Annotated in this window: 21 protein-coding genes; 9 read left to right on the top strand and 12 right to left on the bottom strand. The window is 56.3% G+C overall.

What is annotated here, in order from left to right; genetic code table 11:
* Window positions 1–5: 5 nt before the first annotated feature.
* From IEI95_RS11000 to IEI95_RS10970, 7 genes are all read right to left on the bottom strand, one after another.
* Window positions 6–1,346: an NtaA/DmoA family FMN-dependent monooxygenase gene (locus tag IEI95_RS11000; RefSeq protein WP_156532861.1), complete on the bottom strand. Its 1,341-nt coding sequence runs from the start codon at window positions 1,344–1,346 to the stop codon at window positions 6–8.
* 28 nt (window positions 1,347–1,374) lie between these two features.
* Window positions 1,375–3,006, bottom strand: coding sequence for a dipeptide ABC transporter ATP-binding protein (locus tag IEI95_RS10995; protein ID WP_156532863.1), 1,632 nt, complete (start codon window positions 3,004–3,006; stop codon window positions 1,375–1,377).
* Window positions 3,003–3,875 (bottom strand): ABC transporter permease, encoded by an 873-nt coding sequence (locus IEI95_RS10990; RefSeq protein WP_156532865.1) that lies wholly within the window; start codon window positions 3,873–3,875, stop codon window positions 3,003–3,005. The genes IEI95_RS10995 and IEI95_RS10990 overlap by 4 nt, the downstream gene beginning before the upstream one ends.
* Complete coding sequence (locus IEI95_RS10985; RefSeq protein WP_156532867.1) at window positions 3,872–4,888, bottom strand: ABC transporter permease; 1,017 nt, start codon at window positions 4,886–4,888, stop codon at window positions 3,872–3,874. The genes IEI95_RS10990 and IEI95_RS10985 overlap by 4 nt, the downstream gene beginning before the upstream one ends.
* A 48-nt stretch (window positions 4,889–4,936) precedes the next feature.
* Window positions 4,937–6,571: an ABC transporter substrate-binding protein gene (locus tag IEI95_RS10980; RefSeq protein WP_156532869.1), complete on the bottom strand. Its 1,635-nt coding sequence runs from the start codon at window positions 6,569–6,571 to the stop codon at window positions 4,937–4,939.
* Between the two features lie 44 nt (window positions 6,572–6,615).
* Entirely contained in the window at window positions 6,616–8,247 is a 1,632-nt protein-coding gene (locus IEI95_RS10975) for an ABC transporter substrate-binding protein (protein WP_194416413.1), read from the bottom strand.
* A gap of 133 nt (window positions 8,248–8,380) precedes the next feature.
* Window positions 8,381–9,382, bottom strand: a complete 1,002-nt coding sequence (locus IEI95_RS10970) for an LLM class flavin-dependent oxidoreductase (RefSeq protein WP_156532870.1) — start codon at window positions 9,380–9,382, stop codon at window positions 8,381–8,383.
* Window positions 9,383–9,636: 254 nt separating this feature from the next.
* Between IEI95_RS10970 and IEI95_RS10965 the strand changes: the two genes are divergently transcribed.
* The 5 genes from IEI95_RS10965 (at window position 9,637) to IEI95_RS10945 (ending at window position 14,417) form a co-directional block, all read left to right on the top strand.
* Entirely contained in the window at window positions 9,637–10,263 is a 627-nt protein-coding gene (locus tag IEI95_RS10965; RefSeq protein WP_156532872.1) for a GNAT family N-acetyltransferase, read from the top strand.
* Between the two features lie 53 nt (window positions 10,264–10,316).
* Window positions 10,317–11,342 (top strand): LLM class flavin-dependent oxidoreductase, encoded by a 1,026-nt coding sequence (locus IEI95_RS10960; protein ID WP_156532874.1) that lies wholly within the window; start codon window positions 10,317–10,319, stop codon window positions 11,340–11,342.
* A 36-nt stretch (window positions 11,343–11,378) separates the two neighbouring features.
* Window positions 11,379–12,362, top strand: a complete 984-nt coding sequence (locus IEI95_RS10955; protein ID WP_156532876.1) for an LLM class flavin-dependent oxidoreductase — start codon at window positions 11,379–11,381, stop codon at window positions 12,360–12,362.
* 18 nt (window positions 12,363–12,380) lie between these two features.
* Complete coding sequence (locus IEI95_RS10950; protein WP_156537523.1) at window positions 12,381–13,715, top strand: LLM class flavin-dependent oxidoreductase; 1,335 nt, start codon at window positions 12,381–12,383, stop codon at window positions 13,713–13,715.
* Between the two features lie 510 nt (window positions 13,716–14,225).
* Window positions 14,226–14,417, top strand: a complete 192-nt coding sequence (locus IEI95_RS10945) for a hypothetical protein (RefSeq protein WP_156532881.1) — start codon at window positions 14,226–14,228, stop codon at window positions 14,415–14,417.
* 165 nt (window positions 14,418–14,582) lie between these two features.
* Here IEI95_RS10945 and IEI95_RS10940 read toward each other — a convergent pair whose 3' ends face one another.
* The 5 genes from IEI95_RS10940 to IEI95_RS10920 all read right to left on the bottom strand — a co-directional run bounded on the left by IEI95_RS10940 (window position 14,583) and on the right by IEI95_RS10920 (window position 20,668).
* Complete coding sequence (locus IEI95_RS10940; RefSeq protein ID WP_156532882.1) at window positions 14,583–16,178, bottom strand: ABC transporter substrate-binding protein; 1,596 nt, start codon at window positions 16,176–16,178, stop codon at window positions 14,583–14,585.
* A gap of 17 nt (window positions 16,179–16,195) precedes the next feature.
* Complete coding sequence (locus IEI95_RS10935) at window positions 16,196–16,534, bottom strand: DUF3088 domain-containing protein (RefSeq protein ID WP_234890992.1); 339 nt, start codon at window positions 16,532–16,534, stop codon at window positions 16,196–16,198.
* A 53-nt stretch (window positions 16,535–16,587) separates the two neighbouring features.
* A complete protein-coding gene (locus IEI95_RS10930) occupies window positions 16,588–18,174 on the bottom strand; it encodes an ABC transporter substrate-binding protein (protein WP_194416432.1) in 1,587 nt (528 codons plus the stop codon).
* 48 nt (window positions 18,175–18,222) lie between these two features.
* Window positions 18,223–19,416: a M20 aminoacylase family protein gene (locus IEI95_RS10925; protein WP_194416412.1), complete on the bottom strand. Its 1,194-nt coding sequence runs from the start codon at window positions 19,414–19,416 to the stop codon at window positions 18,223–18,225.
* A gap of 82 nt (window positions 19,417–19,498) precedes the next feature.
* Window positions 19,499–20,668 (bottom strand): LLM class flavin-dependent oxidoreductase, encoded by a 1,170-nt coding sequence (locus IEI95_RS10920; protein ID WP_156532886.1) that lies wholly within the window; start codon window positions 20,666–20,668, stop codon window positions 19,499–19,501.
* 745 nt (window positions 20,669–21,413) lie between these two features.
* Between IEI95_RS10920 and IEI95_RS10915 the strand changes: the two genes are divergently transcribed.
* The 4 genes from IEI95_RS10915 (at window position 21,414) to IEI95_RS10900 (ending at window position 24,873) form a co-directional block, all read left to right on the top strand.
* Window positions 21,414–22,382 (top strand): aliphatic sulfonate ABC transporter substrate-binding protein, encoded by a 969-nt coding sequence (locus tag IEI95_RS10915; RefSeq protein ID WP_015918356.1) that lies wholly within the window; start codon window positions 21,414–21,416, stop codon window positions 22,380–22,382.
* 25 nt (window positions 22,383–22,407) lie between these two features.
* A complete protein-coding gene (locus IEI95_RS10910) occupies window positions 22,408–23,253 on the top strand; it encodes an ABC transporter permease (protein ID WP_156532887.1) in 846 nt (281 codons plus the stop codon).
* Window positions 23,253–23,990: an ABC transporter ATP-binding protein gene (locus IEI95_RS10905; RefSeq protein WP_156532889.1), complete on the top strand. Its 738-nt coding sequence runs from the start codon at window positions 23,253–23,255 to the stop codon at window positions 23,988–23,990. The genes IEI95_RS10910 and IEI95_RS10905 overlap by 1 nt, the downstream gene beginning before the upstream one ends.
* 109 nt (window positions 23,991–24,099) lie before the next feature.
* Window positions 24,100–24,873: an amino acid ABC transporter substrate-binding protein gene (locus tag IEI95_RS10900; protein WP_156532890.1), complete on the top strand. Its 774-nt coding sequence runs from the start codon at window positions 24,100–24,102 to the stop codon at window positions 24,871–24,873.
* Window positions 24,874–24,955: the final 82 nt, after the last annotated feature.

Genomic DNA, 24,955 nt, shown 5'->3' with positions numbered 1-24,955 from the left:
CTGTGTCAGCCGAAAACAGCTTTTTGCACCGGACTTTCCTGAAGTACCGTTTGTTGCCTTGAAATCTCTGGCAGCTCCAGATTCGAGCGGAAATCATGGCCAACATAATCCGTATCAAGCAAATTGCGACGGCGAAGCTCTGGCAAAAGCCCGTTCAGCAACAGGTCTTCCTGATCGGGGTTGCCAAGGCCATGCAGCGAAATCACATCCAGCACGCCAGCCCGGAACCGTTCTTCAATGGCATCGGCGAGCTGCTCTGGTGTGCCAGCAACTGACCAATGGCCGGTATCCTGTGCGTGAATGATCAATTGCCGCAACGTCAACCCTTCACGGGCATAGCGGCGGAAAATCTCCACCCGTCCGCGTCTGCGGTTGATGCTGGTGACTTCGGGCAACAGTGCCTCGGGCAGAGGCTTGTCCAGCGGCAGATCGGACAGATCAAGATGGCCGCCGAGCATATCTGCCAGTTTCAGGCGACCTTGCTCATAGTTGATTTTCTCGTGCTTTTCCTTCACCCGTCGCGCCACATCGGCATCGCTTTCACCGATCACCGAGTGGAAGGAGTTCATGATGAAGGGCAGGCCATGCCCACGCCCAAATCCCTTGGCGCGCTTTCGAAGGTCGGTTGCAAAGGCAATGGCATCCTCCAGCTTCGACTGAGAGGTATAGACCACCTCGGCATAACGTGCGCCAACATTGACGCCAGCCTCCGATTGCCCCGCCTGAAACTGCACTGGGCGGCCCTGTGGCAGCGGCGGCACATTCAGTGGCCCTTCGACTTGAAAATGCTGACCGCGATAATTGATCGGGTGGAATTTTGAGGGGTCGATGGAAATGCTACCGGAATTGCGGCGGGTGGCGGCGTCACGCTCATTGGCATCGTAGAGGGCGTTGACCACTTCAATGAATTCAGCCGCCCGGGCATAGCGCTCTTCCGGGCTTGCCAGTGTTTCGCCAAAATTTTCTTCGCCAACAGACGATGTCACAGCATTCCATCCCGCGCGGCCACCGCTGGCGTGGTCTAGCGTGCCAATCTGGCGGGCCAGATTATAGGGGTGGTGGAAGGTGGTGGACACGGTGGCAATCAAGCCGATCTGTGATGTCACTTGGCTTAACGCTGCCAGCTGAATGATTGGCTCATTGGTGCCGGTGGTGCCTGCCAGCCCTGCCGGGTCGGTTTGCAACAAATCGGCGGTGAACAGGCCGGTGATTTTCTCAGATTCAGCCTTGCGGGCCAGATCAGCGGCGCGCTTGGCCCCTGCCTGCGGGCTTGCATCATTGGCGGCGGCGGTGAGATTGCCTGCTCCTACCAGAGTTTTCAGGCGGCGAGACGATGGGCGGGTCATGGGGAACTCCTTGGTTTGTCTTGTCTTCTCAGGCCAGCGTGGGAACGGCATCCAGCAGGGCACGGGTGTAGCTGTGGCGTGGGGTAGAAAACACGTTTTCCACCTGACCGGTCTCGACAATCTGGCCATCCTTCATCACCACCACGCGGTCTGTGAGGTGATGCACAACGCCCAGATCATGGGAGATAAACAGCAGCGATGTGCCCGATGCAGCCTGAAGCTCGGCCAGCAAATCCAGCACCTGCGCCTGCACTGACACATCCAGCGCGCTCACCGGTTCATCGGCCACCAGCAGTGTGGGGTGCGGGGCAAAGCCACGGGCAATGGCCACGCGCTGGCGTTGGCCACCGGACAATTCACGGGGATAGCGGCTGAGAAAACTGCGGTTGAGCCGCACGGCATCCAGCACTTCAATCACCCGCTTGCGGCGGGCATCGCCATAGACGCCAACGGAATCAAGGCTTTCGCCAACGATTTTTTCCACGGTATAGCGGGGATCAAACGAGCTGAGTGCGTCCTGCGCAATCAATTGCATATGGGCGCGTCTGGGTCTGCGCTGGGCCTCGCTGATATTGCTCCACGGCTTGCCATCAATCAGCACAGCGCCACCATCCGGCTCCACCAGACCGAGAATGATTTTGGCAACAGTGGTCTTGCCTGATCCGGATTCGCCGACAATGCCCAGCGCTTCGCCAGCCGCGAGATTGAAAGAAACGTCATTGACCGCAAGCGAGGTGCCATAGCGTTTCACCAGATTGTTGGCGCTCAAAACAATGCGGCCCTCATCAATCTGCTTGGGCGGCAGCGCAATGCGGATAGGTTCAGCCGGGCGTTTCAATTCAATCTCTGTCGAGGGTGACAGGCGAAAGCCTTTGGAGCTCGCCGATGGCACGGCATCCAGCAATTGTCGTGTATAGGGATGCTCCGGGGTCTTCAGGATTTTAGCGGTTGGGCCTTCCTCAACAATGTATCCATTGTTCATCACCAGCACCCGGTCCGCCAATCGTGAGACAACGGCCAGATCATGGCTGATCAGCAGCAGCGTATGGCCCGCCTTACGCCGTTCTGCCAGCAGATCAAGAATTTGCTTTTGCACCGTGGCATCCAGCGCCGTGGTTGGCTCATCGGCAATCAGCAGGGCAGGGTGGCGGGCGATTGCGGTGGCAATCAATGCCCGTTGGCGCAAGCCGCCAGATAGCTCGTGCGGATATTGCGGCAAGCGCCGGTCAGGATCAGGAATGCCGACAGATTGCAGCAGGGCGCGGCTGTCTTGCAGCAAATGCGGGTGTTTGAAAAAGCCACGACGGCCAAAGGCATCGGACAATTGCTGCGACACACGGCGCAAGGGATCAAGCGACACCAGCGCATCTTGAAGCACAAAGCCCACCTTTGTGCCGCGCAAAGCGCGCCATTGTTTCTCGCCGATACCCAGCACCGACTGGCCTTCGATGTCGAACTGGTCTGCACTGATTTTTGCCCCCGGCCCGGACAGGCCAAGCAGCGCGCGTGCCGTGACGGATTTGCCAGAACCGGATTCGCCAACAAGGGCCAAGGTTTCCCCGGCATGGATTGTCAGATCAAGGCCATGCACAACATTATGGTCGCGCCCATCTTTTGGAAAGCCGATGGTGAGGTTGCGGATCTGGATCAGCGGGGTCATGCCTGTCTCCTGCCTTCAAATGCTGCCTGCCAGCGGCGTCCCAACACGCTGATGGCAATCACGGTGACGGTAATGGCCAGCCCCGGCCACACGCCAATCCACCACGCCACGCGCAAATAATTGCGCGCATCGGCCAGCATCGCCCCCCATTCGGGTGCTGGCGGCTGCGGACCCATGCCGAGAAAACTGAGGCCCGCCGCGTTGATGATGGCAGTGCCAAGGCCGATGGTGGCCAGAATGGGCACCTGCGCAATGGCATGTGGCAGCACATGGCGAAACACCAGAACCGGGCGGGTCAGCCCAAAGGTCTTGGCCTGTTCCACATAGCCGCTTTGGGCAATCACAAAGGTTTGGGCGCGCACCACCCGGGCAAAGCGAGGAATGGAGGCAACCCCCAGCGCAAAAATCAGATTGAGCGTGCCGGGGCCGGTAAAGGAAATCAGCACCAGCGCCAGCAATAGATCGGGAAAGGACGAGACTACATCGAGAAAACGGGTGATGAACTCATCCACCAGCCCGCGCGATAGCCCGGCTAATAGGCCTAGCAGGGAGCCGAACAGGGCCGCAATGGTAATGGCGCTGACGCCAATCAAAATGGAATAGCGCGTGCCATAGACCACACGGGAGAACACATCCCGCCCCAGATGATCGGTGCCAAACCAATGGTCTGCTGAGGGTGGCAATTGTGCTTGCAAGGGATCGGCAGTGATGGGATCAGCCGATGTGAGCAGCGCGGGCCACAGCGTGGAAATAGCAACGAGAACCACGACCAGAACGGCAATCAGCAACCCCGGGCGGGCGACAATGCTGCGCAAAACATCAATTGTGCGCTCAAGGTTGCGATCCGGCAGTGTGGAGGAAAGGCTCATCGCACATCCTCCAGCACCTGAGTTCGCAAACGTGGATCAAGCCGCAGATAGAGCACATCCACCGCCGTGCTCAACACCACATAGGTAAAGGCCGAGAGAATGGCCACCGCCAGCACCACGGGCAGGTCATGGGCGAGAACGGCGTTGACCGTGACGCGCCCCAAACCCGGCCTACCAAACACGGACTCGGTAATTACCGCACCGGAGAGGAGATTGCCGACCAGCCAGCCGGTGAGCGTCACGGCAGGCAGGGCCGCATGGCGAAGTGCGTGGCGCAACCGCAGCACAAGGCTGTGCGTGCCCCAGCTGCGCACAGTCAAGGCAAAGGGTTCTTCCAGCGCCCGCTCCAATCCCTCACGCAACACTTGCGCAATCACCGCCCCCAGCGGCAGGCCAAGCGCGAAGGCTGGTAGCACCAGCGCCGAAAAGCTCCTGTCGCCGGAGACGGGAAACAGTTTCAGCGTGAAAGAAAACACAAACAACAGCAGAATGCCAAGCCAGAAGGATGGCGTGGAAATCAGCAGCAATTCCAGCCCACCAGCAATGATACGCGGCACGCGTTTGGCCGCTGTCACCACCGCAATGGTGACGGCGAACGCAATAGCGACCGTGAGGGCTGCCGCCGTCAGTTTCAGCGTTGGCAGGATCTGCGACAGCACAAGCCCGGAAACATCGGTTTGCAAAATATAGGACCGCCCGAAATCACCATGCAGAATCCGGCCCAGATAATCGATATATTGCACATACACGGGATCATTCAGCCCCCATTCTGCGCGAATGGCGGCCTCCACTTCCGGCGTACGCAGCTGTTCGCCAATCAGCAGGCTGACAATATCGCCGGGAGCCAGATGCAGGCTGATGAAACTCAACGTCACCGCCGCCCACAACACCAGCAGACCAGAGCCAATCCGTGTCAGGATCTGCCCTGTCAGACTGCTGCGCCTGAGCCGGAACCGGCTTGAACGCCAAGTAGCGGGGGCTTGGCCAAGGGTGGTTGTCTGCTCGGCATCCATGGTGGTCGCTCCTGTTGTGGGTTTCAGAGGGATGGTGACGCACTGGAATTACTGGCTGCGCCAGATGTCGTAGGCGCTTTCCGGCAATTGCTTGAACGGACGAAACGCAATGCCCTTGATCTGGCTTGCCGCTGCAATCTGGTCTTCCGGCTCATAGAGCGGCAGGGCATAGGCCTGATCAACAATGGCGAAATGTTGCAGTTTGGAATACAGCGCAAACCGCTTGGCGTGATCCAGCGTGCCTGCGGCTTCTTTCAGCCATTGCTCCAGTTCCGGGGCCTCAGCGCGGCTGTAGTTGATGGAGCCACCCTTGGCCAGCGGCAGATAGTGGAACTCGATATCCACGGCATCGGTTGGGGTGTTGGAGTTGGCAATAGAGCCAAACTGTCCGGTTTTGCGCCGATCCGTATAGGTTCCGGCATCGACAAACACGATGGCCAGATCAATTCCGGCATTTTGCCGCGCCTGCGCCTGCAAGGCTTGCAGCAACACATCGCGCTGGTCGCGCACGGTGGCCTGCGCTTGGATCACCTCAATGGTCAGCCGTTTGCCGTCCTTGGTGCGAAAGCCCTGGGCATCGCGGTTGGTCCAACCTGCCTCATCCAACAACTGATTGGCCAGCTTGGGATCGGCTCCATAAGTCTTCTCAATGCTCTTGTCATAAAATTGCGTATCGATGGGCGAGGTAATGCCCCAGGCTCGGGTGCGCTCACCGCGATAGACGGCCTTTAGCACCGCATCAACATCAATGGAGGCCACCAGCGCCTTGCGGATTTTAACATCCTGCGTTGGTCCCCATGTGACATTGAGAAACAGCGAATAGGGCGTGCCGGTGTTGAGCGCTGTCTGATAACTATACTCGGCATTGCCCTTGAACAGGCTGGCATCATTGCCAGAAACGCCTTCTATCACATCCACCTGCCCGGAGGTCAGAGCACCGATGCGCACCGAGGATTCCGACAGAAAACGATAGGTCACCTCATCCAGATAGGCAGGGCCTTGATGGCCTGCATTGGCAGATGCCCAATGATAATCAGGATTTCTGATAAACTGGATTTCCTGCCCCTTGGCGTAGCGCTTCAGGATAAAGGGTCCGGTTCCGGCAATTTCCGGTCCACCGGATTTCAATTGCTGGGAATTAAAAGCAGCGGGCGAAAGAATTTCGAGGCTGGCTGCATAATCCAGAAAGGGTGCATAAACATCACTCAACGTGAACGCCACGGTGTGGGCATCCACGGCCTTTGCTTCTGCGATGCGCGAGACCGGACCTGCGCTGGTGCTGCCCGAATAGGCGGCATCCTTCAGCTGCTCAAAATTGGTGACCACCGCTTTGGCATCGAACACCTGCCCATCGGTAAAGCGCACATCATCGCGCAGCTTGAATGTGTAGGTCTTGCCATCACTGGAAATGCTGTATTCTGTTGCCAGCCATGGCACATAACCGCCATCGGCTTTGCGGGCGAGAAGCGATTCATAGGCGTTGCGCAGCAACAGTTTGGTTTTGTCTTGACCATTCAAATGCGGGTTGAGCGTTGCAGGCTCGGTCTCGACGCCCCATGTCAGCTTGCCACCGCTGACTGGCTTTTGATCTGCTGCCCAAACGATCGTGGGGAGGGCCGTTGCGGCAGCCAGAGCAAGGCCTAGCCCAAACCCAAGATTGAGAACATGTCTACGGATAATCATAAGAGTGTTTCTCCAGAATTTGAAATGGTTTTCTTTTTTGGGTTTTAGCCTTGGAGCCAGATGTCATAGGCGTTTTCGGGAAGGCGTCTGAACGGACGAAAGCCGACGCCCTTGACCCGGCTTGAGGCCGCAACCTCGTCGTCTGGGACATACAGCGGCAATCCATAGGCCTGCTCTACCAGCACGAAGCGTTGCAGCTTGGCGTAAATCTCGAAGCGCTTTTTGGCATCCAGCGTCGAGGCAGCCTCATCCAGCCACGCGGCAACTTCCGGTGCCTCGGTGCGGCTGTAATTGATTGAGCCGCCTTTGTTGCGTGGCAGGTAATGGAAATAGATGGTCAGGCCATTCTGCTGAAGCGTGGTGGAATTGGGCAATATGCCGTATTGGCCATCCTTGTCCCGGTTGGCGTAGGTGCCGGAATCGACATATTGCAAGGCAAGATCAATGCCTGCATTTTGGCGGGCCTGTGCCTGCACGGCCTGAAGCAGAATGTCGCGCTGGTCCCGCAGCGTGGCCTGCGATTGCATGATGTCGATGGTCAGCCGCTTGCCGTCCTTGGTGCGAATGCCGTCGGCATCGCGGCTGGTCCAGCCCGCGTCATCCAGCAGCGTGTTGGCCAGTTTTGGATCAAAACCATAGCTGCCCTCAATGCTTTTATCGTAAAAATCCGTATCGGCGGGGGTCAGAACACCCCAGGCGCGCTGGCGCTCACCGCGATAGACCGATTTTATTGTGCGATCGACATCAATGGCGGCCTGCAAGGCTTTGCGCACCTTCACATCCGCTGTCGGGCCGCTGGTGCTGTTGAAATACAGCGTATAAGGCGTGCCGGTGTTGATGGCGCTTTGATAGGTAAAATCAGGATTGTTCTTGAATAATTCGGCGTCATTGCCGGGAATGCCCTCAATCACATCCACTTGGCCCGAGGAAAGCGCACCGCTGCGCACAGCCGATTCCGAGAGGAAGCGATAGACCACTTTATCAAGATAGGCTGGCCCCTGATGCGAAGCGGTTGCAGGTGCCCAGTTATAGGCCGGGTTGCGGATAAAACTGATTTCCTGACCCTTGATATATTTGTCGAGAATGAAGGGGCCGGTTCCGGCAACCTCCGCTCCACCGGATTTCAATTGCGATGACGCAAAGGATTTCGGGGCAATGATATCAATCCATGTGATGCCATCCAGAAAGGGTGCATAAACCCGATCCAGCGTAATCACCAGCTTGTGTCGTTCTACAGCTTTGACGCTGGAAATGCGTGCCACATGGCCAGCACTGATGCTGCCGGAATAAAGCGGTTCTTTCAGCTTGAGAATATTGAGCGCAACCGCCTCTGCATCCAGCGCCTCGCCATTGCTGAAGGTTACATCATCGCGCAGCGTGAAGGTATAGGTTCGGCCATCCTCGGAGATCGCGTAATCCTTCGCCAGCCACGGCACATAGCCGCCATCCGGCGTGCGGGCCAGCAACGATTCATAGGTGTTGCGCAAAATCAGCTTGGCCTTGGCCTGACCGTTCAAATGCGGATTGAGCGTTGATGGCTCCGTTTCCACCCCCCATGTCAGCGTGCCACCGTGAACGGGGGCATCCTTTGCAGCCGCATGGGCACTCTGCCGATTGGCGACGATGGAAAGGGCAACAATCGCCGCTCCACCGAGAAAATCTCGTCTTGTAACCACGGTGCAAATCCTGACATGAAAGGGGTGCGGTTTTAGAGTCTGTCAGGTTCAGATTGAACCAGACAGACTCTAAACTTCTTTGTTTTCGTTTGTCTTTTCGGGAAAACCGTGTTCCACTTTTCCCTGACAAACTCTAGGCGGCCAGCGCTTTGCGCCCGCCTGCCAACAGCTCAATGGTCTCCAGCCGGTTTGCGCCTTGGGAGACCGGGCAATCGACAATAAATTCGCCAATGCCATAGCTGCGATGCAGCCGCTCCAGCTCGTCATGAACCCGCGCTGGTGTGCCGCGAATAACCCGCGGTGTGCGCTCCTCAATCCGATATTGCTGCGCGCCTGTCTGGCGGACATAGTCCAGCGCCTGTTCCCGGCTGCCGACATTCACGCCCTGACCGCTTTCGATCTCGACGCGGAAACGGCGGATGTCTCCTGTCAGGCTTTCCGCCAGCGCATCAGTTTTGGCCACGACCACACTGACGGCCAAAAGCGCGGATGGACCGCCCGCCGCCCGGTAGGCGCTCAAGGCATCATGGATCGCGGTTTCTTCGCCATTGATGTGCCCGGCATAGACGAAGTTCCAGCCAAGCCTCGCTGCCAGCCGTGCGCTGTCGGGGCTGGCTCCCAGAAGAAAACGCTCTGCCGGTTTTTCCGGTGCGGGAAAGGCCGCAAGATGGTCTGCGTTGGCCTCAATACTGGCATCATGGTGCAAGAAGCCATCCAGCTCTTCCAGCTGCGCCTCAAACGAGGGCTTTTTGGCCGGATCGAACGCACCTTGCAGGGCGCGGGTGGAAAGCGGCATGCCGCCGGGGGCCTTGCCAATGCCAAGATCAACGCGACCGGGCGCGAGTGCCGCCAGAAGATTGAAATTCTCCGCCACTTTATAGGCACTGTAATGCTGAAGCATCACGCCGCCGGAACCGATGCGAATTCTGCGCGTGTGCGCCAAAAGAAAGCCAATCAACACTTCTGGCGATGAACTGGCGAGCTTGGCCGCATTGTGATGTTCGGCCACCCAAAAGCGCGAAAAACCCGATTCTTCAGCCTTTTCGGCCAAAGTGAGGGTGCGTTGCAGGGCAGATGTTGCGCTTTCAGCGCCATCAAGCGGAGACTTATCGAGAAAGCCGAGGGCGTAGGACATTCATCCTCCCGTGCCGGTTTGAAAGATAATAACAAGAGTTAATCTATATTTTTTATAAACTATTAAATCGAGCAAGGATCTTCCAATATTCAAGGCATGCATAAAACATCGTGGCGTGCAAAGCGCTTCCTGAAGATGCATCCTTGAGGCGTAAACATCGACCGACATTTGCATCACAGGCGAGGGGATACCGGCGGCCGAGATGGCATCCCGAAACGATCGGTCGCGCACACTCTTGATACCGGAGACACCCTATGACTGACATTCTTGTCCGGTCCTCACTTCAGGACCCGGCAGCGCAGCCGCTGATTGACGGGCTGGTGAGCGAATATGATGGACGATATGGCGCCGATAGCCGTGCTGGCGGGGCTTTGGCAGAGATACTCCGCTATCCGGCAGCGATTTTTACGCCGCCGCTGGGTGATTTTCTGCTGCTCCAGCGCAATGGCAAGACCATTGCAGGCGGGGCTTTCATGAGCCACGATGATGAGACAGCCGAGCTGAAACGGATCTGGACCCACACTGAGTTACGCCGTCAGGGCCTGGCGCGGAAGATCGTGCTGGCGCTGGAAGAGAAAGCCGCTCAGCTTGGCTATACGCGGGCCTATCTCTCCACCGGCTTTCGCCAGCCGGAAGCCACGGCGCTCTATATTTCTCTTGGCTATCGCCCTTTATTTGATGTGGCAGCCGATCCAACCCTTTACCGTTCACTGCCGTTTGAAAAGCATATCGGCACAAAGGCTGGCCAGCCTGCAACCAGTCCTGTCTATCCCCCAGCGGCTTCCTTTGAGGAGGCAACAGACCGCGTGAAGGCGCTGAAGGCCACGCAGGAAGCCAAGATTACGGCCCGTCTTGCCCGCTTTGAAGCCACAGCCGCCTGAGTGCCTCACCCCATCCGCCAAGCTGACAATCGAATTTCCTCTGGAGCCTCATCATGCCTCTCTCCCATATCAAACATTTTGCCTTTCTCATTCCCGGCAGCTACCGGGAGGATAACCCGGCTGAGGGGTTGGAAGAAACGCTGCGCCTGTTCGAGCTGGGTGAAGAACTGGGCTATGATAGCGCCTGGGTGCGCCAGCGCCATCTGGAGCGCGGTATTTCTTCTGCCTCAACCTTTCTGGCCGCCGCCTCGCAGCGCACCTCTACCATCGGGCTCGGCACAGCGGTGATCCAGCTTGGCTATGAAAATCCATTCCGTTTGGCGGAAGACCTCGCCACTGTGGACGGACTTTCACGCGGGCGGTTGAATGTTGGCGTTTCCGTCGGCGCGCCACCCTTTGCTCATCTGATTGCGCCGTTTGTTGATCCGGCTCCCGAGGCTGATTACTCCCATGCCCGCGCCGAAAAACTGGCCCTTGCCCTGCAATCCAAGCCTCTCGCGACTGAGACTGTGGCAGGCAATGCCGCCGGTGCGCAAATTCCGCGTGTGAGGCCTCTGGCACCTGGGCTGACGGATCGTTTGTGGTACGGCGGCGGCTCGCAGAAATCAGCGCGTTGGGCGGGTGAGACTGGCTTTAATCTGTTGAGCGGCAATATCATTACCGGCGAGCAGACCGATGATTTTCTCACGGCCCAGCGGGCCTTGATCGAGACATTTCGCCAGCATTGGCAACACGAGCGCACCCCGCGTGTGGCCCTTGGCCGCGTGATCTTGCCAACCGATAGCGCCAGCCCGGAAACCCGCCGCCGCTACGCGGAGTTTGTGGAGGAGCGCAACAAGCGTACCCATGCCCCCCAAGGCCCACGCCGCACGCTGATCCTGCCCGATGTGGTTGGCACAACGCCGGAAATTATCGAGATCTTGTCGCGTGATCCGGTTCTGCCACTGGTGTCGGAATTCCGGCTGGAACTGCCTTACGATTTTCATGCCGAGGAGTATACGCAGATCATTGAGGATTTTGCCCAGCTCATTACGGCACAGGGCAAGCGCAAGGCGAAACTCAGCCTTGCGGCTGGCTAAGACGCCCCCTCATCATTTGGACACTGGATCAAAACCATGACACAGGCACATCCTTTCCTCTTGGGCATTGGCGTTGATGCGGCAGCCCGCGACAGCAAAAGGCCAGCAGACTGGCAGGGTTTCTGGAGCGCGCTGATTGCACGTCTTGATGGCGCAGCCAGCTTCTTGACGCTTGAAGATGGCTTTGCCCGCAACGACGATGGGTTGGATGCTGTGCTGCTTGCCAATTGGCTTGGCGCGCGCAGTCGCAGCATTGGCATTATTGCCGGCGCTGCGGTGAATTTTCTGGAGCCTTTTCATGTCTCCACTGCCATCGCCACGTTGGATTACGTCACACAAGGTCGGGCCGGGCTTTTGCTCCAGCGTCTGGACCAGGCAAGGGCAGAACAAGCGGGTCGAGCCCTTGGACGCTTAAACGGCTTTCCCGCCATTGCCGCGCATGATCTTGATCGCGACGCGATTGATGCCGGTGAGGTCATTCGCAGGCTTTGGGACAGTTGGGAAGACGATACGGTGATCCGTGATCCTGTGAGCCAGCGCTTTCTGGATGGCGCAAAGCTGCATTATATCAACTTTGAAAGCCCGAATTTCCGGGTGCTTGGTCCGTCGATTACGCCCCGCCCACCACAGGGTCAGCCGGTGGTGGCGTTGTCATGGACAGGCACGGAGGATATTGCCTTGGCAAAGGCGGCAGATGTTGTTTTTGTGGCTGGCCATCAGCAACAGCTCTCGGAGCTTGCGGCACAGATGAACGGCGGCTCAAAAACATCCGGGCCTGTTTTGGTGGCAGATATTGCCGTGGGTGCAGATGCCGTTGAGCGGCTGACGCAAACGGCAACAGCAGGATTTGGCGCTGTGCGTCTGGTGTTGTCCGATCCCCAAACGCAGATAGACCAAGTACTGCATGAGATATTGCCCGCCCTGCGGAGCGCAGGTCTTGTGCGCGAGCCTTCAGGCAACACACTACGCGCCCGGTTTGGATTGCCCACAGCCATCAATCGCATCACCGCCGCTGCCTGAATTGAGAGAGATAAGTCTATGGCCAAAAAACAGATCATCCTCGGGGCGCAATTTCCGGGCGTCAACAATTTCACCGTCTGGAGCGATCCGGCAGCGGGAAGCCAGATTGAGTTTTCGTCCTTCCAGCATTTTGCCCAATCGGTGGAGCGCGGGAAATTCGACTTTATCTTTCTGGCCGAGGGCTTGCGATTGCGCGAGCAGAAGGGTCGTTTTCACGAGCTGGATGTGGCGGGCCGCCCCAATACGCTGGCAATTCTGACTGCTTTGGCATCCATAACCCAGCATGTTGGTCTGATTGGCACCCTGACCACCACCTTCAATGAACCCTATGCACTGGCAAGACAGCTGGCGACGCTGGATAGTCTCTCCGGTGGGCGGTCCGGATGGAATGTGGTGACCTCGCCCGGTGCCTTTACCGGGGCAAACTTCCGTCGCGGCGATCATCTGCCCTTTAAGGAACGCTATGAACGGGCGCGTGCGTTTATCGAGATCTCCCGCGCCGTCTGGGCAGGCGAAGACTTCACACATCACACGAAACATTTCGACATTGCGGGACGCTCCAGCCTTGCGCCGCTGCCGCAAGGTGCGCCTGTTATCGCGCAGGCGGGCGATTCAGAAGAGGGACGCGAGCTGGCCGCAAGTCATGCCGACGTCATCTATTCTCGCCATGGCACGCTGGAGGCGGGCCAAGCCTTTTATAAGGATGTAAAATCGCGGCTGGCAAAATATGGCCGCAAGCCCGATGCCTTGAAGATATTGCCCGGTGCGAATTTCATCATTGGTGACAGCTTGGAAGATGCACAGGACAAGCTGAGAGCCATTCGCCTGCAACAGCTCAGCCCAAAGACGGCGATTGTGTTTCTGGAACAGGTCTGGAACCGCGACCTTTCCAGCTATGATCCCGATGGTCCGTTGCCCAGCATTGAGCCTGATACGGCGGAGGAAAAACTGGCACAGGGCCGCGCCAACAATCTGGACGCAAAGGGCCGCCTTGAAACCGCACAGCAATGGCGCGAAATTGCCGAGCGCGATCATCTCAGCATTCGTGAGTTGATCATTCGCGTCACGGCGCGTCAGCATTTTATCGGCACGCCACAAACTATTGCGGATGACATTGACCTCTATGTTCAATCGGATGCCGCAGACGGGTTTGTCTTCGCTCCGCACATCACGCCGGGCGGCTTTGACACGTTCGTGGAAAAAGTGATTCCGATTTTGCAGGAGAAAGGCGTGTTCCGCACTGATTATGCGGAAGATAGCCTGCGTGCGCGCCTTAACCTGCCTTTGAGTGAGAATGCTGCTTCAAACACGGTTGGCACGACACGAGAGACCATCGCGGCATTGCGGGCCTGAAGACTGAGCATTCTATTATATCAAGGCTCGAAGATACTAACGCATCTCCGCCAGACAAGAGTTTCGAATATCTCAAATGCATCAAGGGTTTGAGATATTCGAAAATGGCTCTCGGTATTCTTTTTTAGATATTTCACGCCAGCGCATTTGTCACAGTCGAAAGCTCCGGAAAGCAGGGATGGGATGTCATTCGCCGTTCAATGCAATTTTCAGTAGAATTTATATGTCAGGGGCTCGATCTGGAATAATATGCTCTAATGATAGCTATAATGTGGAAAATATGCACTTATTTTGCGTCTCCATGCTTATTAGGATTGATGAATTTGAAAAAATAGTCTATAAATTAAGTAGAAAAAGGAGATTGCCATGACCGTTCAAATGACAGCACGACGTTGCGCCCCATCGCTGGCACCGGTCTTTTATTCTCCTTGTTGTTGCTCGCGCTCATTCAATCGGAAGCAAAATTCAGCATAGAGCAAACCTTGGCCCGAGGGGCATGTGAGGCACGTCATGACGAAACAAGTTATTGAATATCAGGGCATCCCAGTGGGAATCGCAGTTCCGCACAGCAGCAATCTTCTGCGGTTTATTGCCGTTAAATTCCATGTGATTGATCTGGATGATCGGGTCTATCCATCGGTCAGCGATTTGCAGGCGGCCATCCGCATGCATGTGAACGCGTCCCAAGCTCTGGCAGCCTGATTTTACCCGCTACACCAGAGCCATTGTCAGAATGATTTCCGGATAAACGAGGACAGCGCCACGAACCTTGAATGGTTCTGGCGCTGTAATGCTATTTGAGAAGACAGTGCGAAACCATGATAATGGGCAAAAAAACAGGCCCCTTTGTCGGGGCTTGCTCAATGTTTAGCTGTTTTTTGCAAGGCTGGCATAGGCAAGGTTGCCAATCAGACCTTCCGCGCCATAAGCGTAATTGCGCACGCGCTTGTTGCCCACCACGGGTTGGATGGGGGAAACGAGATTGATCACAGGAAGATCGCGGGCGATGATCACCTGAAAATCCCTAAACAATTGGGCGCGTTTTTCGATATCCGGCTCCACGGCAGCCGCTTCCAGCAGGCGATCGACCTCAGGGTTTTCGTAGTGGCTGGCATTGGAAAAGGGCAGGCCGAGCTTGAAATTCTTACTCCAATAGACCCGCTGCACACCGGCTGTTGGATCGAACGTGTTGGAGAGCGATTCCACCGAAAGATCCCAGGCGCGGTCCGTATAGACCACTTTCACATAGGTGCCGAAATCGAATTTTTGAATATCCGCCTCAATGCCGATCTTGATCAGCGCCTGCGCGATAAAGTCGGAATAACTCGCGGGATTAAACGGATTGGTCGTGACCCGGAGCTTGAAGCGCTTGCCATTGGCTTGACGGCGAAAGCCCGCTTCATCCAGCAGTTTTTCGGCCAAGGCCACGTCATATTTGGCAAATCCAATATCGGGATTGTGGAATTTTGCCAGGCCGGGGCTGATCGGCGTGGGTGAGGGGATGCCATAGCCATAGAGCACGATATTGATCAGCGCCTTAACATCGATGGCATGGGCAATGGCTTGGCGGACTTTCAGCTCCTTGAGGTAGCTGTTTTCCAGATTGATCACCAATTGGTTCTGCTGGCCCGCATAGGCATAGATCTGATCATCGACCTTGAGTGTCGCAACACCTTTCAGCCGATCAAGATCGGAGAGGGGCACTGGATTGGGGCCAATATCGGCCTCGCCGGTTTCAAGGGCGGCCGAGCGGGCGCTGGCATCATTGATCAACCGCAGAATAACGCGGTCGAGATAGGGCCGGGGCGCATCCCAATAGGCGGCATTGCGTTCCAGCAGAATATGGCTGCCCGGCACCCATTCCTTCAGCGCAAAGGGGCCGCTGCCAATAATCTGCTGCGGCTTTGGATTTTCTGTGGGCTTGAAGGTCTCAAAAATATGCTTTGGCACAATGGGCGATTCAGAGCCGGACAGGGCCGTGATCAGCGCTGGCGTCGGCTTGGACAGGGAGAGCTTTGCCACCAGCGGATCGCTGGTATCAATGCTTTCCACCGTTGCAAAAATAGCCCGTCCCCGCGGATGGGCTTCCTTGAGGCGGAAAATCGAAAAGGCGACATCCGCCGAGGTTAGCGGCTTGCCATCATGGAAGGTCACATTGGGGCGCAGATGGAAGATATAGGTCTTACCGTCAGGTGAAATGCTCCATTCCTTGGCCAGCGCCGGTTTGGGCGTCAGGTCATAATCATAGGTCAGCAAGCCATCGAAGATTTTGGCTCCGATGAATTGCGCGCCGCCCGAGCTGGTGTTGATGGCTACCAACTGGGTTGGCTCGGGAAAATAGACAATCTTCAGTGTTCCGTCGGAAATTGGCTCTTCTGCGGCGGCAAAGGCCCCGCCGGGCAGCGCCGTGAAGGCACCGGCGGCAAGGGCAATGCGGTGAAAGTCGCGTCTGGTGAGCTTCATGTCTTCGCCTCCTCCGATCAGTGCAACTGTGGAAAGCCATGGCGCTCGGCCAACAGCGCCAGAATGCGCTTTGTATCCTGAATGAAACGGGTATCGCCACGGCTGGCCGCATCCTCCGGCGGGTTTTCACCAAACACCAGCAGCGGCAGGCCCTGATGGTCCTCGCCGACCTCTGCGATGACCTCTTGGCGTGGACGTGGAAAATCCACCCGGTGAATGGTCAGTTTCGCCGCCAGATCGGGGAAGCTGCGCAGCAATCCCTCAATCTGGTTGCAAGATGGGCAGACAAAGCGGGTGCCGGGGTATTTGGCATCTTCAAAGCCGGGGGAGAGCAGGAAAAGTGTATCTTGAGCCATGATGTCCATCATTGGTGAGAGGGGGATTGATCCGTTTTTTCGCGGGCGGTCACTCAACTGTCCTTCCAGGCTTCTGCGAGGTCGCTGTAGGCCACGTCGATGGTGGTCACCAGATTTTGGATGCGCTTGTTGCGGGCAATCACCGTGGGAAGGGCAATGACCGAGAAATTCGGTAGGTCCGCACCGGTGATTTTCTGGATTTCCTTGAACTCCTCGGCGCGCTTTTTCTCATCCACTTCAATGGCAGCGGCGCGGAACAGGTCATCCACCTTCGGATTGTTATAATGGGCGGCATTGACATAGGGTGCTATATTTTTGATGCCATCCGACCAGTAGAGGCGCTGCACGCCCGCCGTGGGGTCAAACAATCGGCTGATACCGTTGAGGTTGATGTCAAAACCGCGCTCGGTGTAAACGCGCTTGATAAAGGTGGCGAGATCGCCATCAACAATCTCAATTTTCACGCCCAGCTTGCCAAAGGTGGAGCGGAAATATTCAGCGGTTTTCTTGAAGCTATCGCCGGGACTATAGGTGAGCCGCAAAGAGAAACGGGTGCCATTGGCATCCTTCGGATGTCCGGCCTTGTCCAGTAGCGCATTGGCTTTCTTGAGGTCGAACTCGTATTGGAATGGCGCTTCGTCGTTATAGTCTTTGAACACCGCCGGAATGTTGGAAAAGGCCGGTTTCGCCGTGCCGTAGAAAATCGCATCATTGATGAAGTTGCGATCAATGGCATGGGCCAGCGCGTGGCGAACCTCGGCTTTGGCAAGGATTGGGTTTTCGAGATTGAACTCGAACACCTGCGCATTGTTGAGATAGGCGTCGGTATAGGTATCCACAGTCAGCGTTGGGCTCTGCTTCAGCCGCTCAATATCGCTGAAGGACACGTCGGTGCTGTAATCGGCCTCGCCAGTCTCAAGCGCAATCGAGGCGGCAGCGCCATCGCCAACAAAACGGGCCACGAAACCATCCAGATGCGGCAGGCCCGCTTGCCAGTAATTCGGGTTGCGCTTGAGTTTTACATAGCTGCCGCGCTTCCATTCTTCAAACACGAACGGGCCGGTGCCAACTGGCGCATTGCCGTTCGGGCTCTCTGCATAATTGTCAGTCGGGTAGGCGTGGGCGGGCAGAATAGGTGTTTCACCGCCGGTCAAGGCGCGCAGCAGATACGGCGCTGGTTTGGCCAGCACCACAACGGCGGTCAACGGGTCCGGCGTTTCGACATCCGATACATTGGCGAAGGTCACTCGGCCACGCGGACCAACTTTCTTGAAGGCCAGCAGCGAAAACCGCACGTCGGCTGAGGTGAAATCCTTGCCATCATGCCATTTCACGCCCTTGCGCAGGCGGAAGGTGAAGCGCAACCCATCAGCTGACAGCTCCCAGGATTCAGCCAGAACCGGGTGGGGCTTGAACGTGCTATCAAACCGCACCAAACCTTCGAGGATCTTGGTGGAAATGGCGCGGGTTCTGGTGTTGGTGTCAGACAGCGGCACCAGCGTTGTTGGCTCTCCTGCCGCTACAAAGGTGGCAATGCCGCCTTTTTTCGGGGTGTCAGCTGCAAAGCCAAAGGATGGCAACAGGGTTGAGCCGCCAAGGGCGGCCCCGAGCAGCAGGGCCTTGCGTCGTGTCAGGGAGATGGTCATGGGTGTCCTCACTTATTCTCTTTTTGAAATGGATTGTTTTGATCAGGCGGCCTTCAGCCTGCTTTCCACCAAGCGGGAAAACAGGGTTGCGCCGACAGGAAGAATGGCATCATCGACGATGAAACCGGGATTATGCGCGGGCACTGTGCCGCTGTGGCCGAGGGTAAAAAATGCGCCGGGGGCGTGTTTGAGCAAGTCGGCGAAATCCTCACTGCCCATCGCGCGATAGGGTTGGGTGGAGACCCGCGTATCCCCCAGCACCTCGCGGGCAACCGAGGCCACAGCCTCAACGGCTGCATCGTCATTGGTCAGCACGGAGAAAATGTCGCGAATATCAACTGTGGCCGTCAGCCCGTGGGCTGCCGCGATGTGGTTGGAAATCTCGGTGATGCGGGTGCGAATGGTTTCGCGCACCTGATCGGAAAAGGCCCGCACCGTTCCGGCAATTGAGGCGGTTTCGGGAATAACATTATAGGCCGATCCGCCTTCAATCCGGGTGATAGACAACACGGCAGGATCAGTGGGAGGAACATTGCGGCTAACAATGGTCTGCAGGGCCTGAATCAACTCACCAATCGCCGGGATGGGGTCGCGCCCCACATCGGGATGGGCGGCGTGTGCACCCTTGCCGCGCAAGGTGATGTCGAAGAAATCGGCCCCGGCCAGAATGGTGCCCGGCGACACCTTCAAATGGTTGGGCGGAGAATAGGATGAATTGTGCAGCCCATAGATTTCATCAACCGGAAAATCCTTGAACAAGCCATCAGCAATCATCGCCCTTGCGCCGCCAAGTCCTTCCTCGGCTGGCTGGAAAATAAAGGTGACAGTGCCTGCAAAATCGCGGGTTTCTGCCAGATAGCGGGCAGCGCCCAGCAAGATGGTGGTGTGCACATCATGGCCGCAGCCATGGAATTTGCCGGGATAGACAGAGGCAAACGGCAGGCCGGTTTCCTCCGGCATCGGCAGGGCATCCATATCAGCCCGAAGCCCGATGGAACGATTGCCAGCGTGTTTGCCGCGCAGGCGTCCGACAACCCCGGTTTTGCCATAGCCGCGATGCACCTCAATGCCCCATGAGGTGAGCTTTTCGGCGACAATGCCTGACGTTCGGACCTCTTCGAACCCGATTTCCGGGTGCTGGTGAATGTCGTGCCGAATGGCTGTCAGCTCTGGCACGTAGCTGGCAATGCGATCAATAACTTGCGGGGACGGTAGTGTGTCTGTAGAGGAGGTCACAAATGCATCCTTGGATTAAAGCGCTCAATAAATCGGGGAGGACCAAGGACGTTTGCGCCCTTGGTTTAGATGCGCGTGCCGTTCAGAGCCGAAGGCCCGCTTGCTTCAACAGTGGCAAAATGCGCTCGGCGAAATAATCGAGATCGTCGCGGAAATCGTAGAAATTCAGCTGAACGCCATCGATTCCGGCCTTGTGCAGGGCCAGCAATTGATCCACCACCTGTTCCGGTGTGCCAATGATTTCAATATTGCCACCCAGATTGCGGCCTTGCTTGTGACGTGGATCACCACGGCCACGCCAGGCATGAGCATCGCTCTCGTAATTGTTGGTGGCAAAGGCGCGGGTGCCCTGCTGTGGCTTGCCCGCCTCAATGGCATCGGCATAGGCGAAGGCTTCCGCCTCGGTGTCGCGGCTCACCACAATCGGGTTGATGATGGTTTTGACACGGCGACCATAGGAGGCGGCGCGGGTTTTGATGGCGGCGATATGGTCGGGCAGGGTTTCCAGCGCACTCTCAATATGCGCACCTCCCGGCGAGGTCACGAAGACAAGATCGGAATGGCGCGCGGCAAAATCGATCCCGGCGGGCGAGCCGGTGGCGGTGACCAGCGGTGGTCTGCCAAATTCAGGCTTCGGGGTGATCCAGCCATTGTTGATGGCCCATGGGTTGAGCTTGCCTTCATAGGAGAAGTTTTCGGTCTCGCTCCACAGCCGGTTGAGCACATGGAACAGCTCAGATGCCATATCATAACGCTTGTCATGCTCGATGCGCTGCCAGCCGAACATTTCATGCTCAATGGCGCGGTGGCCGGTGACGATATTGATGCCCCAGCGCCCCTTCGCAATGTGGTCCAGCGTTGCGCCATATTTGGCCAGATGCAGCGGGTGCAGCGGCCCATAGAGCACATGGATGGTGGAGATCAGCAGGATATTGGTGGTGATGGCAGCCATGGCCCCAAGCGCAATAAAACTATCCAGCGATGCCTCACCGTCATAGCCGCCCTTGGGCAGCCATTGGGTGCGGCTGAAGGCAATTTCAAAGCCCAGCGCATCGGCCTTTTTGACCACTTCGGCATTGTAATCAAAAGTCCAGCTGTTGCTGGTGGGCAGGCTGGAAAAATTGATATCCTGCAAATTGAGAAACAGGCCCAGCATCAGCGGCTGGCGCGCTGCCCGGCTGAGGGGGCTGTTTTCAAAATCCAGCGGACCTTTCAAATCGGGTTCTTTTGCGCTTTCAGCGGTTAGTGCCATTTGGTTTCTCCTGTTTCTTTCGGCCAACTAGGCAGGGTGGCAAATTCCTCGCCATGGGAAGGGGGGCTGCAGATGGCGCGCTGGCGGGCAAACCTGTTTTGACCCAGCCGAGCTTGGCCGCACCAGAAAGTGGTGGTGGAGCCTGGTATTGGATGTATGAAACAGCTTGCGGTTGGGCGTCTTGGCTTGCTGACAAAATACTCAAGGCTGTATGTCCCGGCTTTAATCTCAAGCGAAAAGGGTATTTAAAAAATGATATAATATATAGAATTTATGTACTAAATGCAGCTCATTGAGAAATATAACTCCCAATTGGGAGCCATGGGGCGATCAATTTTTTCCGCGATCTGTCTTGAAGGGCTCGGCACGTGCGCTTGCTGCGCCGCTGGGATTCATGTTTGGGCCACTGAATTATGCCGCACATGACCGTGGCGTGATTGGAAACGAACGATCAAAATTATGGCGAGGCGTATCAAATCCGTATCATGACGGAGCCTGGTTGATCATTCAGGATTGAAGACACCATGAAGCCGCCAAGCCGGTAAATTTATCAGCTATTACCCGAGGATAAAGCAGCGCGGCGACAGCGCTTGACAACGATCAATTAACTTGAGCGCCACGTGCGGCAACTTTTTTCTATATTTTCCATAGAATAAGATGGTTTTTTCTTCTGTTCCGTCCAATTGCCACCTATCCTTATGTTTTGGAAAAGAAAAATGCCAAGCGGCGCAACAGGGGGGATAATATGGGGCGGATATTGAAGCGGCTAATCGCAACGGCTTGTTTACTGGCTTTTGGAACGGTGTCTTCTTTTGCGGCAGATCCCAAGGAGATTACGCTGGATTGGGCAACCTATAATCCGGTCAGTCTGATCTTGAAAAAGCAAGGTTTGCTGGAAAAGGAATTTGCCAAGGACGGCATTTCCATTCGTTGGGTGCAGTCGGCTGGCTCCAACAAAGCGCTCGAGTTTCTCAATGCCGGGTCGATCGATTTTGGCTCCACAGCGGGGGCTGCTGCCCTGATCGGCAAGATCAACGGCAATCCCATCAAATCGGTCTATGTCTACTCGAAGCCGGAATGGACCGCTCTGGTGACCCGGGCGGAAACGGGCATCACAAAGCCTGCTGACCTCAAGGGGAAATCAATTGCGGTCACGCGTGGCACCGATCCACATATCTTTCTGGTGCGCGCGCTGGCCGATGCCGGTTTGACCGAAAAAGACGTAAAGCTTGTTCTCTTGCAACACGCCGATGGAAAGCTTGCGCTGCTGCGCGGCGATGTCGATGCCTGGGCAGGCCTCGATCCATTGATGGCCTCGGCTGAGGTCGAGAACGGCGCGGTTCTTTTCTACCGCAAGCCGCAAGACAATACATGGGGCGTGTTAAACACACGGGAAGAGTTTGCCAAGGAGCATCCCGCGTTGGTCAAGCGGGTTCTGGCTGTCTACGATCAGGCACGCCGGGAGGCGATTGCCCATCCTGATGCCTTGAAAGTGGCATTGGAAGAAGCTGCCAAGCTGCCGGGACCTGTGATTGCCAAACAGCTTGAACGCACAGATCTGTCGTCATCGCAGATTGGTCCAGCCCAGCGCGACACCATTTTCCAAGCGGGTGTCGCTTTGCAAAAGGCTGGCGTCATCGGTGCCGAGGTGGATGTGGCAAAGGCTGTTGACGGGCTGATTGATCCGCAATTCAGCTCCGGTCTTGGACAATAGAAACGGGCGATGTGAACGAGGCCTTATGGTAGCGATTTTTGAAACGATCCGGCAGGATGAAAGCAAAGCCGTGCCGAAAGCCTCCTTCAGTGGCTACAGGCTAGGTCTCTACCGTGCTGCTGCAAGCGTGATATTGCCACTGGCGGGATTTGTGCTGTGGGAACTCGCTGTTCGTTTCGGTTGGGCCTCTGGTCGGCTCATTCCGGCACCTTCGCGCATCTTGCAAACGCTTTGGCAGCTTACAATCACGGGCGAGCTTGCGCACCATCTGGTGGCAAGCTCATTGCGTGTTCTGGTTGGCTTTGTTTCAGGCGCGGCTGCGGGTACGCTCATCGGCGCTCTAACGGGATATTTCACCACTCTACGACGGCTGCTGGACCCTAGCCTTCAGGCGATCAGGGCTATTCCATCCATCGCCTGGGTTCCGCTTTTCATTCTCTGGTTCGGGATTTTTGAAACATCCAAAATTGTACTGATTGCCACCGGCGTGTTTTTCCCGGTCTACCTTGGTATTTCAACGGCTTTGCGTGAGGTTGATCGCAAGATTGTTGAGGTTGGAAAGATCTTTCGGCTGTCCAATCTGGAGCTTGTCTGGCGCATCCTGTTTCCTGCGGTGCTGCCAAGCTTTGTCGTTTCGCTCAGGGCCGGGCTTGGTCTTGGCTGGATGTTTGTGGTGGCAGCCGAATTCATGGGCGCTTCGGAAGGGCTGGGCTATCTGTTGGTTGATGGGCAGCAATTGGGTAAGCCCGAACAGATCATCGCGGCAATTCTTGCCTTTGCTGTGATTGGCAAACTTTCTGATGCGCTGCTGGTGGCCCTCACGGCACCTTTGCTGCGCTGGCAGGATGCCTATGGTGGGGATCGGCTGTGATGTTGTCTGTCACCCATCTTGGCAAGACCTATGCGAATGGTGCTCAAGCGCTGGACAACGTCAGTTTTGATGTCAATGCGGGCGAGATTCTGGCGATAGTGGGCGGTTCTGGCTGTGGCAAGAGTACATTGCTGCGGTTGATCAGCGGACTGGATCAACCGACCTCGGGTGGCGTGCACTTGCGCGATGACCTCATCACAAGGCCGCATCCGCTGATCAATTTGATTTTTCAGGAACCACGATTGCTGCCCTGGTTGCGTGTTACCGATAATATCGGCTTCGGAATCCGGCATCTGGATAGCCAAGAGCGCAAGGGCCGCATCGCAGAGGTGCTTGAGACGGTTCACCTCAATGGCTATGGCAACCGTTGGCCAAAGGAGTTGTCTGGCGGTCAGGCCCAGCGCGTCGCTCTTGCCCGCGCGCTCGTCACACGTCCTGAAGTGTTGTTGTTGGACGAGCCGTTTTCGGCTCTCGATGCCATGACAAGGGGCCGACTTCAACAGCACCTCCTCGACATTTGGCAGGCGACCCAGGCAACCATGGTGATTGTGACCCATGACATTGACGAGGCCATCGCGCTTGCCCACCGGGTCATTGTCATGAAGCCCCGGCCTGGGCGAATTTCCGAGGAAATCCACATCGATTTACCAATGCGCCGGGAGCACGGCATGGACTATCTTGTTCCTTACCAACAGAGATTGAAGAGTGCTTTGAACCATTCCATGGCATTTGCGTGAAAATGAGAAAAATATTTGCAATTGCTTATTTCTCGCGCAGTTTTATGCGCGTATTTTCGATGTGATTTCTGCGATTATCGGTTATCGCCAATAAGGACGCATCACCGATATGAAACTGCTTAAATCTCTTGCCACCGTAGCATTGCTGCAGGCTGCTTTACTCTTGCCTGCCCATGCAGGTGAAAATCTCGCAACCATCAAATCGGCTGGCGTGTTCAAGATCGGTACCGAGGGCACTTATGCGCCATTCACCTATCACAATGAGAGTGGCAAGCTGGTTGGTTTTGACGTGGAAATTGGAGAAGCCATTGCCGCCAAACTTGGTGTTAAAGCCGAGTTCGTGGAAGGAAAATGGGATGGATTGATCGCCGGTCTCGATGCGAAGCGCTATGATACCGTGATCAATCAAGTGGGCATTACCGAGACGCGCAAACAGAAATATGATTTTTCGGATCCCTATATCGCCTCAAAAGCCGTTCTGATCGTCCGCAGTGATGACAATAGTATCAAGGACTTTGCTGATCTGAAGGGCAAAAAATCGGCGCAATCTCTCAGCAGCAATTTTGGAAAGCTGGCTGAAAAGTCGGGTGCGGAACTGGTTGGTACCGATGGGTTTGATCAGTCCATTCAACTCGTGCTGACGCGTCGTGCCGATGCCACGATCAATGATAGCCTGTCTTTCCTCGACTTCAAGAAGCACAAGCCAGATGCGCCGGTGAAGGTCGTCGCCCAGCAGAGCGATGCCGATTATTCCGGCGTGATCATTCGCAAGCAGGAGCCCGAATTGCGGACCGCTATCAACAAGGCGCTGGCTGACATCAAAGCCGATGGCACTTATCAGAAGATTTCTGAGAAGTATTTCGGTCAAGACGTCTCCAAATAGCGTTTTGTAGAAAGCTGGATATCGTTTAAACCGCCCTATATTCACGTGAAGAGCGCCCGGCGGGATTGTCTGCCGGGCGCAT

This window comes from Agrobacterium vitis (genome assembly GCF_014926405.1).
GTDB lineage: Bacteria > Pseudomonadota > Alphaproteobacteria > Rhizobiales > Rhizobiaceae > Allorhizobium > Allorhizobium vitis_H.
This window is presented reverse-complemented; position numbering and strand designations above follow the sequence as displayed.

Coding starts and splice junctions, on each gene's coding strand:
- IEI95_RS11000 (WP_156532861.1), bottom strand. CDS start 1,346: ATGACCCGCCCATCGTCTCGCCGCCTGAAAACTCTGGTAGGAGCAGGC.
- IEI95_RS10920 (WP_156532886.1), bottom strand. CDS start 20,668: ATGGCACTAACCGCTGAAAGCGCAAAAGAACCCGATTTGAAAGGTCCG.
- IEI95_RS10970 (WP_156532870.1), bottom strand. CDS start 9,382: ATGTCCTACGCCCTCGGCTTTCTCGATAAGTCTCCGCTTGATGGCGCT.
- IEI95_RS10945 (WP_156532881.1), top strand. CDS start 14,226: ATGACGAAACAAGTTATTGAATATCAGGGCATCCCAGTGGGAATCGCA.
- IEI95_RS10990 (WP_156532865.1), bottom strand. CDS start 3,875: ATGAGCCTTTCCTCCACACTGCCGGATCGCAACCTTGAGCGCACAATT.
- IEI95_RS10900 (WP_156532890.1), top strand. CDS start 24,100: ATGAAACTGCTTAAATCTCTTGCCACCGTAGCATTGCTGCAGGCTGCT.
- IEI95_RS10940 (WP_156532882.1), bottom strand. CDS start 16,178: ATGAAGCTCACCAGACGCGACTTTCACCGCATTGCCCTTGCCGCCGGT.
- IEI95_RS10985 (WP_156532867.1), bottom strand. CDS start 4,888: ATGGATGCCGAGCAGACAACCACCCTTGGCCAAGCCCCCGCTACTTGG.
- IEI95_RS10935 (WP_234890992.1), bottom strand. CDS start 16,534: ATGGCTCAAGATACACTTTTCCTGCTCTCCCCCGGCTTTGAAGATGCC.
- IEI95_RS10915 (WP_015918356.1), top strand. CDS start 21,414: ATGGGGCGGATATTGAAGCGGCTAATCGCAACGGCTTGTTTACTGGCT.
- IEI95_RS10950 (WP_156537523.1), top strand. CDS start 12,381: ATGGCCAAAAAACAGATCATCCTCGGGGCGCAATTTCCGGGCGTCAAC.
- IEI95_RS10955 (WP_156532876.1), top strand. CDS start 11,379: ATGACACAGGCACATCCTTTCCTCTTGGGCATTGGCGTTGATGCGGCA.
- IEI95_RS10905 (WP_156532889.1), top strand. CDS start 23,253: ATGTTGTCTGTCACCCATCTTGGCAAGACCTATGCGAATGGTGCTCAA.
- IEI95_RS10910 (WP_156532887.1), top strand. CDS start 22,408: ATGGTAGCGATTTTTGAAACGATCCGGCAGGATGAAAGCAAAGCCGTG.
- IEI95_RS10980 (WP_156532869.1), bottom strand. CDS start 6,571: ATGATTATCCGTAGACATGTTCTCAATCTTGGGTTTGGGCTAGGCCTT.
- IEI95_RS10995 (WP_156532863.1), bottom strand. CDS start 3,006: ATGACCCCGCTGATCCAGATCCGCAACCTCACCATCGGCTTTCCAAAA.
- IEI95_RS10960 (WP_156532874.1), top strand. CDS start 10,317: ATGCCTCTCTCCCATATCAAACATTTTGCCTTTCTCATTCCCGGCAGC.
- IEI95_RS10965 (WP_156532872.1), top strand. CDS start 9,637: ATGACTGACATTCTTGTCCGGTCCTCACTTCAGGACCCGGCAGCGCAG.